The 8,387-nt window shown below is 69.3% G+C and carries 8 protein-coding genes; all 8 read right to left on the bottom strand.

Annotated elements, in window-relative coordinates; translation table 11 throughout:
• Positions 1 to 128 precede the first annotated feature (128 nt).
• Positions 129 to 1,298 carry a fumarylacetoacetase gene (gene fahA, locus ACFXI3_RS24700; protein WP_378402445.1) on the bottom strand — a complete coding sequence of 390 codons (1,170 nt, stop codon included), beginning with the start codon at positions 1,296 to 1,298 and terminating at the stop codon, positions 129 to 131.
• The gene (locus ACFXI3_RS24695) at positions 1,295 to 2,152 is read right to left on the bottom strand and encodes a hypothetical protein (protein ID WP_378402447.1); all 858 of its coding nucleotides are present in this window, start codon (positions 2,150 to 2,152) and stop codon (positions 1,295 to 1,297) included. Before ACFXI3_RS24695 ends, fahA begins: the two co-directional genes overlap by 4 nt.
• Positions 2,119 to 3,318 carry a homogentisate 1,2-dioxygenase gene (locus ACFXI3_RS24690; protein ID WP_378402443.1) on the bottom strand — a complete coding sequence of 400 codons (1,200 nt, stop codon included), beginning with the start codon at positions 3,316 to 3,318 and terminating at the stop codon, positions 2,119 to 2,121. Before ACFXI3_RS24690 ends, ACFXI3_RS24695 begins: the two co-directional genes overlap by 34 nt.
• 83 nt (positions 3,319 to 3,401) lie before the next feature.
• On the bottom strand, positions 3,402 to 3,941 hold the full coding sequence (locus ACFXI3_RS24685) for a MarR family winged helix-turn-helix transcriptional regulator (RefSeq protein ID WP_378402442.1): 540 nt from the start codon (positions 3,939 to 3,941) through the stop codon (positions 3,402 to 3,404).
• Between the two features lie 43 nt (positions 3,942 to 3,984).
• Positions 3,985 to 5,319 (bottom strand): MFS transporter, encoded by a 1,335-nt coding sequence (locus ACFXI3_RS24680; RefSeq protein WP_378402440.1) that lies wholly within the window; start codon positions 5,317 to 5,319, stop codon positions 3,985 to 3,987.
• Positions 5,320 to 5,355: 36 nt separating this feature from the next.
• The gene (locus ACFXI3_RS24675; RefSeq protein ID WP_378402438.1) at positions 5,356 to 6,762 is read right to left on the bottom strand and encodes an FAD-dependent oxidoreductase; all 1,407 of its coding nucleotides are present in this window, start codon (positions 6,760 to 6,762) and stop codon (positions 5,356 to 5,358) included.
• Positions 6,759 to 7,553, bottom strand: coding sequence for an SDR family NAD(P)-dependent oxidoreductase (locus tag ACFXI3_RS24670; RefSeq protein ID WP_378402436.1), 795 nt, complete (start codon positions 7,551 to 7,553; stop codon positions 6,759 to 6,761). Before ACFXI3_RS24670 ends, ACFXI3_RS24675 begins: the two co-directional genes overlap by 4 nt.
• Positions 7,546 to 8,379 (bottom strand): SDR family NAD(P)-dependent oxidoreductase, encoded by an 834-nt coding sequence (locus ACFXI3_RS24665; protein ID WP_378402434.1) that lies wholly within the window; start codon positions 8,377 to 8,379, stop codon positions 7,546 to 7,548. Before ACFXI3_RS24665 ends, ACFXI3_RS24670 begins: the two co-directional genes overlap by 8 nt.
• Positions 8,380 to 8,387 lie beyond the last annotated feature (8 nt).

The following is an 8,387-nucleotide window of genomic DNA, read 5'->3' as shown; positions in this document are numbered from 1 at the left end:
ACTGGTTTGGGTTTGCTGGGTGGGGTCTGTATGCCCTTGGGGGGCTGGTGCGGCTTGCTGGATGTCCGTGATGGGCTCCTTGAGGGAATTGGATTCCCTCAAGGAGCCCTTCACGGACGTTGAGCGGGTTACTTCGCGGGGAGGATGAGGCCTCGGACTTCGCCGAAGCCCAGTGTCGCGCCGCTGCTGGTGGTGGCGCTGCCGGTGATGGCGACCTCGTCGCCGTCCTGGAGGAAGGTGCGTTGTTCTCCGTTGACGGTCAGGGGGTCCCGGCCGCCCCAGGAGAGTTCCAGGAACGAGCCGCGTTCGGCCGGTTCCGCACCGGAGATGGTGCCCGAGCCGTAGAGGTCGCCGGTGCGGGCGGAGGCGCCGTTGACGGTCAGGTGGGCCAGCATCTGGGCGGGGGACCAGTACATCTCGCGGTACGGCGGGCGAGCGACCTCCTGGCCGTTCCACTGCACTGTGAGGTTGATGTCCAGGCCCCACGGGCTCGTTTCCCGCAGGTAGGGCAGGGGTTCCGGCGACGTCTGGCCGGGCAGCGGGACGCGGGCCTCGGCCAGTGCCAGGATCGGGACCACCCACGGCGAGATCGACGTCGCGAAGCTCTTGCCCAGGTTCGGGCCCAGCGGGACGTACTCCCAGGCTTGGATGTCGCGGGCCGACCAGTCGTTCAGCAGGACGGCGCCGAACACGTGCCGGGGGAAGTCGTCCGGCGTGATCGGGGTGTTGGCGGGAGTGCCCGCGCCGACGATGTAGCCGAGTTCCGCTTCGATGTCCAGGCGGGTGCTCGGGCCGAAGACCGGACCGTCCTCGCCCTTGCGCTGGCCGCTCGGGCGGACCACGTCGGTGCCGGACACGTAGACCGTGCCGGAGCGGCCGTGGTAGCCGACCGGGAGGTGTTTCCAGTTGGGCAGCAACGGTTCCGCGTCCGGACGGAACAGCCGGCCGACGTTCGACGCGTGGTGTTCCGAGGCGTAGAAGTCCACGTAGTCGGCGACGTCGATGGGCAGGTGCAGGGTGACGTCGCCGATCGCGTGCACGGCTTCGGCGGGCACCTCGCCGGTCACCAGCGTCTGCAGGCGCGTGCGGACCTCGACCCAGCGGTCGTAACCCTGCGCCATGAAGGCGTTCAGCGTCGGCTCGGCGAACACTGCGTCACCCAGGGCGATCGACAGGTCCAGCACGTGCTCGCCCACGCGCACGCCCACTCGGGGACTGCCGTCGCCTGCCGAGAAAACGCCGTACGGCAGGTTTTCGACGCCGAAGGGGGAGCCGGCGGGGATGTCGAGCACGGTCATGCGGTGGCTCCGATCAGGCCTAGGTCTGTCAGTTCGGTGAGCGGGTCGGTGATGCTGCAGGTGCCGAACGAGGTGAACTGCGCGCGGGCCGCGGCCAGGCGTTCCGGGGCCAGCGCACGGATGCGGTCGGCGACCGCAGCACCGTCGCGTTCCCCAAGCAGCGCAACGACTTCCTCGTCCTCGGCACCCCGATCGACCGCCTCAGCGGCAAGAAGCAGGTTGAGGAACCCGTGTTGCTCGAAACCGGTCGTCGGATCGGTGTTGCGGATCGCGTGGTGCAGGCCCGCCGTCGCTTTGAACGGGACGCCCGCGTCGGCGGTCGCGCGGATCGCGGCGGCCAGTTCGGCTTCGTCCGGGTAGTACTCGGCGGACGTGCCGCCGGTGCGGAACTTCGCCTTGTGCGGGGTGCCGGAAAGCGCCCGCAGCAATGGAACCCGGCGGTCGTCGCGCGGGATCTCCACGGCGACGGGAACCGGGCAACCGTCCACTGCGGACAGGAACTCGGCGACGCTCATTCCTTGCGGCACCGCGATTTCCAGCGATTCGACCGACACCGGCAGTCCGTCGACGGCCTTGAGCACGTCGGCGATCCCATCCGGTCCGGCGGGCAGCGTCACGCTGAGCGGCAGGGTCTTCGAGCGGCCTGCGACGACGTCGGCCAGCTCCGCCAAACCGGACGCGGCGACCACCAGCGGGCCGACCATCGCGGCGTACTCGGCAGAGGTGTGCCGGTCGTGCGCGGCGACAGCGTCCGGCAGCGGCGCGAGGCCGGGCGGGAAGACCGCCGCGTCGTCGAGCAGGCCGCGGGTCAGTGCGTCGGTCACGACTGCGGTCCCCGTCCTGCCCAGGTCCAGGCATAGCCGGGGTCGTCGCTCGCGTGGCCGCCCTCGCCGATTTCCAGCGGGCGGAACGTGTCGACCATGACGGCCAGCTCGTCGAAGAACTCCACGCCGATCGAGCGCTCCACCGCGCCCGGCTGCGGGCCGTGGCTGTGCCCGCCGGGGTGCAGGCTGATCGAACCCTGGCCGATGCCGGAACCCTTGCGCGCCTCGTAGTTTCCGCCGCAGTAGAACATCACCTCGTCGGAGTCCACATTGGAATGGTAGTACGGCACCGGGATCGACAGCGGGTGGTAATCGACCTTGCGTGGGACGAAGTTGCAGATGACGAAGTTGTTGCCCTCGAACACCTGGTGCACGGGCGGCGGCTGGTGCACGCGGCCGGTGATGGGCTCGAAGTCGGAGACGTTGAACGTGTACGGGTAGAGGCAGCCGTCCCACCCGACGACGTCGAACGGGTGCGTCGGGTACACGTAGCGCGTGCCGACGACGCCGCGCGAGCCGCGGTGCTTCACCAGCACCTCGACGTCGGTGCCTTCCGCGAGCAGCGGCTCGGCCGGGCCGTGCAGGTCGCGCTCGCAGTACGGCGCGTGCTCCAGCAACTGGCCGTAGCGCGAGAGGTAGCGCTTCGGCGGCGCGATGTGCGAGTTCGCCTCGATCACGTAGGCGCGCAACGGTTCTGTGCCCTTCGGCACCCAGCGGTGCGTGGTGGCGCGGGGGAGGATCACGTAATCGCCGGCGCGGGCGGGAAGTGCGCCGAACACCGTCTCGACGACCGCTTCACCGGACTCGACGTACACGCACTCGTCGCCGATCGCGTTGCGGTACAACGGAGAAGCCTCGCCGGCGGCGACGTAGGAGATGCGCACGTCGCCGTTGCCGAGCACGAGCCGCCGGTTGTTCACGACGTCCGCGCTCTTCCATTCCTGGCCCGGGAACAGCGTGTGCAGCTTGAGGTGCAACGGCTTGAGCGGCCGGTTCTCGGTGAGCGTCTGGTCCGGCAGTTCCCATGGCGTCGCGTCGACGATCGCGGACGGGATGCCGCGGTGATACAGCAGCGACGAGTCCGACGAGAAGCCCTCCTCGCCCATCAGCTCCTCGGAATAGAGCCCGCCTTCGGGCGTGCGGTGCTGCGTGTGCCGCTTAGGCGGGATGCTGCCCGCGCTGCGGTAGTAGGCCATGGGTCGCCTCCTCGGCGCGAAGTGATTAAAGTATGTACTACTTTCAGTCCAGCCTAGTCCACTGGCTGAGCCGGCGAAAGGGGTCAGCGGCGGGTCGCGAACCCGGCCCGGCCGGAGATGAGCTTGTCCAGCAGCATCACCAGCACGCGCTGCTCGGCCTCGGTGAGCACCTCGACCCACCCGGCCTCGCGTTCGTTCTGCGCCTCGAACACCTCGAGCATCTCGGCGTGCCCGGCTTCGGTGAGCGAGAGCCGCACCGAACGGCCGTCCGTCTCGCCCGGCTTCCGCGTCAGCAAACCTTCGCTGACCAGGGTTTTCGCCAGATTCGACACCGCCGCCCGGCTCATGCCGGTGAGCCGGGCGGCGGCGGACGGTTCGAGCGGCCCGGCCAGCCACACGACGAACAGCACGCGAAACGCCGACCACGACCGCCCGCGCGGCCGGTGCACGGCGGATTCGAGGTCGTAGGTCACCAGGTTCGACGCCCGGTTCAGCGTCAGCAGCACCTCGGTCGCCAACTGGTGACGGAACCCGAACTCGTCGGCGAGCCTGCGGTTGGCCAGCGCGATGAACGACCAGAAGTCGAGCGAGTCCGGGTCCGGCGGCGCGGCGGAGTCCTGCATGGACAGCACGGTACCCGCGCCGCCGGGATAATCAAACTCGAAACTACTTCACCGGACGAGACAGGCGAGCGCCCGCGTCGCGCGGCACTTTCAGGAACGCCAGCATCACCGCCGCGACGATCAGGCAGCCGATCGGGAAGTACAGCCCCACCGTCACGTCGGTCTCGGTGGCCGCGAGCCCGATCGCATACGGCCCGAAGAATCCGCCGAGCGCGGCGATCGAGTTGATCGCGGCCAGCCCGACCGCCGTGTGTTCCTTCGACAGCACCCGTGCGGCCATCGCCCAGTACGGCGCGAGGTAGCCGAGCACGCCGATCGCCGCCAGCGACAGGCTGACCAGCGACAACGTCGGCACGGTCTTGAACTGGATCGCGCCGAAGAACCCGATCGCCGCCACCAGCACGGTGCCGATCACGTGTCCCTTGCGCTCGCCGGTGCGGTCGGAGTTGCGGGCGAGCAGCAGCATGCCGATCGCGCCGACGACATACGGGATCGCGCCGAGCAGGCCGATGTTGGTCGAGGAGTACTTCGGGTCAAGCTGCTTCACGATCAGCGGCAGGAAGAACGTCAGCCCGTACAGGCCGCAGGCGATGAAGAGGTTGGAAATCGCCAGCAGCAGCACCTTGCCGTCGCGCACCGCGCGCAGCTGGCCGAGGAACGTTTCCTTCTCCTCCGGCACGTACTCGCGGTCGATCTCGGCCTGCAGCCAGGTGCGTTCCTCGGCGGTCAGGAACTTCGCGTCGGCGGGCTTGTTCGGCAGGTAGAAGAAGGTCAGCAGGCCGATCAGCACGGCGGGCGCGCCCTGCAGGATGAACACCCACTGCCAGCTGCTCATGCCGGCCCAGTGCACGTGGTCGAGGATCCAGCCGCCGAAGAGGCTGCCGAGGATCAGCGCGATCGGCTGCGCGAGCGCGAGCGTCGCGATGGCCCGCCCGCGCTCCTTGCCGCGGAACCAGAAGGTCAAGTACAGCAGGAGCCCGGGGAACAGGCCAGCTTCGGCGATGCCGAGCAGGATCCGCGCGATCATCAGGTGCGTCACGCTCGCGACGAACCCGGTCAGCACGGTCACGATGCCCCAGCTGACCGCGATCCGGCTGAGCCACAGCCGGGCCCCGACCTTCTTCATGATCATGTTGCTGGGGACCTCGAACACCACGTAGGCGAGGAAGAAGATCGCCGACGCGACGCCGAAGGTCGCGGCCGTGATGGTGAGCTCTTTGGCCATGCCGAGCTGGGCGTAGCCGATGTTCGCCCGGTCCATGTAGTTGAAGATGTAGAGCAGCAGGACGATCGGCATGACGCGCACGCCGACCTTGCGGACGGTGCGTCTGGCCAGCGGGGAGTCCGCCGTGGTGGCGGCTGCGGCGGGGACGGACATGGGTTCTCCTCGACGGTGAGCAGTAACTCTGAAGGGTCAGGCGGCGGCGGAGCGACCGGCGATGCGGCCCATGGTGACGGCGTTGGCGACCGCGTTGCCGCCGCCGACGTAGCGGAAGCCGAGCACGCCCGCGCCGGCCTCGCCCGCGGCGAACAGTCCGGGCACCCGGTCGCCGCGGACGTCGAGCACGGCGGCGCTGGAGTCGATCTCCAGCCCGGCGTGCGTGCAGACCAGCTCGGCGGGCAACGTGCGAGCGGCGAAGAACGGTCCGGTGGCGATCTTCGCGGGCGGTTCGGTCGATCCCTTGGCGGACAGCGTTTCGTGCCGCAGGAATTCCGGGTCCTCGCCAGCGGGGAGCTGGGCGTTCCATCTGTCCACAGTGGCCCGTAGAGCTTCGGCGGGCACGTTCATCTTGCCCGCCAAGGCTTCCAGCGTGTCGGCCCGCAGGGTGCGGCCAGCGTCCGCTTCGGACAGTACGTGGTCGGCGTTCCAATGCGCGTAGCCCGGCGGGAGGTCGCGGCGCGCTCGGTCGTCGAAGACCATCCACACTGGACCGTCTTGCGCGGAGATGATGCCGCTGGACACCGCGTACGACGCGTCCTCGTCCATGAACCGGCGGCCGTGCGCGTTCACCAGCACGCGCGAGCGCGGCGGGAAACCGGACTGCCAGTGGTGCAGGCGCTGGAAGTACGCCGTCGGCAGCAGCAATCCCCAGCCCTCGCCGGTGATCGAGGCGGACACCTGCTCGCCGAACGCGAAGTGGTCGCCTCGGGAACCGGGCGCGGCGACGACGAACAGATCCTCGCCCGCCGCGTCCGCGTCCGCGTAGTACCGCGAGCGCAGGGCGGGATCCTGGGCGAATCCGCCGCTGGTCACGATCACCGAGTTCGCGCGGACCTCGATGCCGTCGGCGACCACGCCAGCGACCCGGCCGTCCTCCACGAGCAGCCGTTCGACCCGGGTGTTCAGCACCGCTTCGGCCCCGGCCTTGCGGCGCGCGCGGTCGAGCACCTGGACGAGGCCGTAACCCTGGTCCTTCGGCACGTGCCCGCGCCAGACGTCCTCGACGCCCGCGCGGGTCAGACCCGGCGTGTGCGCGTCGTGCGACACCTTCGCCGGGATCTCCGCGCCGAGCCCGATCAGCCATTCGACGGCCGGACCGGCTTCACGGCAAAACGTCTTGAGCAGACCGGGTTTCAGCTGCCACTGGTTGAGGTCGAGGTAGTGCTGGAAGAACCGTTCCGGCGTGTCCTCGATGCCCAGTTCGCGCTGGACGCTCGTGCCCGCCGCGGTAAGCATCCCCGCGGACAACTGGGTCGAGCCGCCGAGTTCTTTCTCCGACTCGAACAGCATCACCGAGGCACCGTGCTCGGCCGCGGAGACGGCGGCGGCCAGGCCCGCGCCGCCCCCGCCGATCACCACCACATCAGCGTCGACGCTCATCCGAGATCACCTCCGGTTTCGGCGAGAATGCGATGGTAGAGACCGTTCGAGACGAGACCGCCGTCCACAGTGACCTCGCTCCCGGTCAAGTAGGTGGACCGGTCCGACAGCAGGAACAGCACCGTGTCGGTGATTTCCTGGGGATCGGCCATCCTTCCGGCGGGCACACTGTCCACAGCGGACTTGACGAACGCGTCGGCGCCGGCCAGCAGCCCGGTGTCGACCAGTCCGGGATGGACGGAGTTGACCCGGATCCGCCACTTCGCGAAATTGCCCGCGGCGGACTTCGACAATCCGGTCAACCCCCATTTGCTCGCCGAGTAGGCGGGGGAGAAGTACCCGATCTGGCCGGAGATCGACGAGATGTTCACGATCGAACCGCCGCCCGAATCGCGCATCAGCGGCGCCGCCGCGCGCATCCCGTGGAACGGCCCGGACAGGTTCACCGCCAGCACGCGGTCCCAGACTTCCGCGGTGGTGTCCTGGAATTCCAGCCGCCGGGAGATCCCCGCGTTGTTCACGAGTCCGCCGAGCGAACCGTGCTCGGAACGGATCCGGTCGAGTACGCGAGTCCACTGTGCTGGTTCGACAACGTCCATTGTGTACGGAGTCGCCGCACCGCCAGCCGCGCGGATCTCGTCCGCGATTTCTTCCGCACCAGCGAAATCCGCGACGCAAACGTGCACGCCGCGTTCGCCGAGCGCGCGGGCGTGCTGCGCGCCCATTCCGTTCGCCGCGCCCGTCACGAGCACGACGTCCGGATAGCGCACGGCTTCGGTGGCGTCAGACATGCCGGGAGCCGCCGTCGACCGCGAGGCTGTGCCCGGTCACGTAGCGCGAGCTGTCCGAAAGCAGGAACAGCAGCACGCTGCACACCTCTTCCGGCGAGCCGATCCGGTGCAGCGGCACCGCGTCCAGCGCCTTCGCCAGCGCGGGTGCGTCGTCCTGGATCCAGCGGGTCATCTCGGTGTCGATGTAGCCCGGGGCAATGGAATTGACCCGGATGCCCTGGTCGCCGAGTTCCACCGCGAGCGATTCGGTGAGGTGCGCGACGGCCGCCTTCGAGCTGCAGTACGCCGCACGGCCCTTGCGCACGCGCACCGCGGACACCGACGCCATGTTGACGATCGCGCTGCCCGGTTCCATCCGCGCGGCCGCGGCCTGCGCACCGAACAGCACGCCCTCGACGTTCACCGAAAGCGTCGAGCGGATCTGCTCCGGGGTGATGTCCGGAACCTCGGCGAACGGGAAGATCCCGGCGTTGTTGACCCAGAAGTCGATGCGGCCGAACTCGTCGATCGCGCGCTGGGCGAGCGCGACGTGGTCCTCGGCGCGGGTGACGTCCACGGCGGACGCGACGATCCGGCCCGGCTTGTCCTCAATGGACTCGGCGGCGAGCGCGGCGGTCAGCTCGTCGGCGGTGGCGGTCATCGCGGCGGTGTCGAGATCGCCGCCCACCACGTGCACCCCGCGCGTGGCGAGACCGGCGGCGAATCGCGCACCCATTCCGCGAGCCGCGCCGGTGACCACGGCGACCTTGCCCGGCATCTCCGGGTACCGCGCGGTCGCGGGCTGGTGCAGCACCCGGCCGGGGCCGGTGGGCTCGAGAGTGGTCATCTGCGTTT

It is taken from the genome of Amycolatopsis sp. NPDC059235 (assembly GCF_042754125.1).
GTDB classification, from domain to species: Bacteria; Actinomycetota; Actinomycetes; order Mycobacteriales; family Pseudonocardiaceae; genus Amycolatopsis; species Amycolatopsis albidoflava.
Note: the sequence above shows the minus strand (reverse complement) of the source record. Positions and strands in the feature narration are given on the sequence as shown.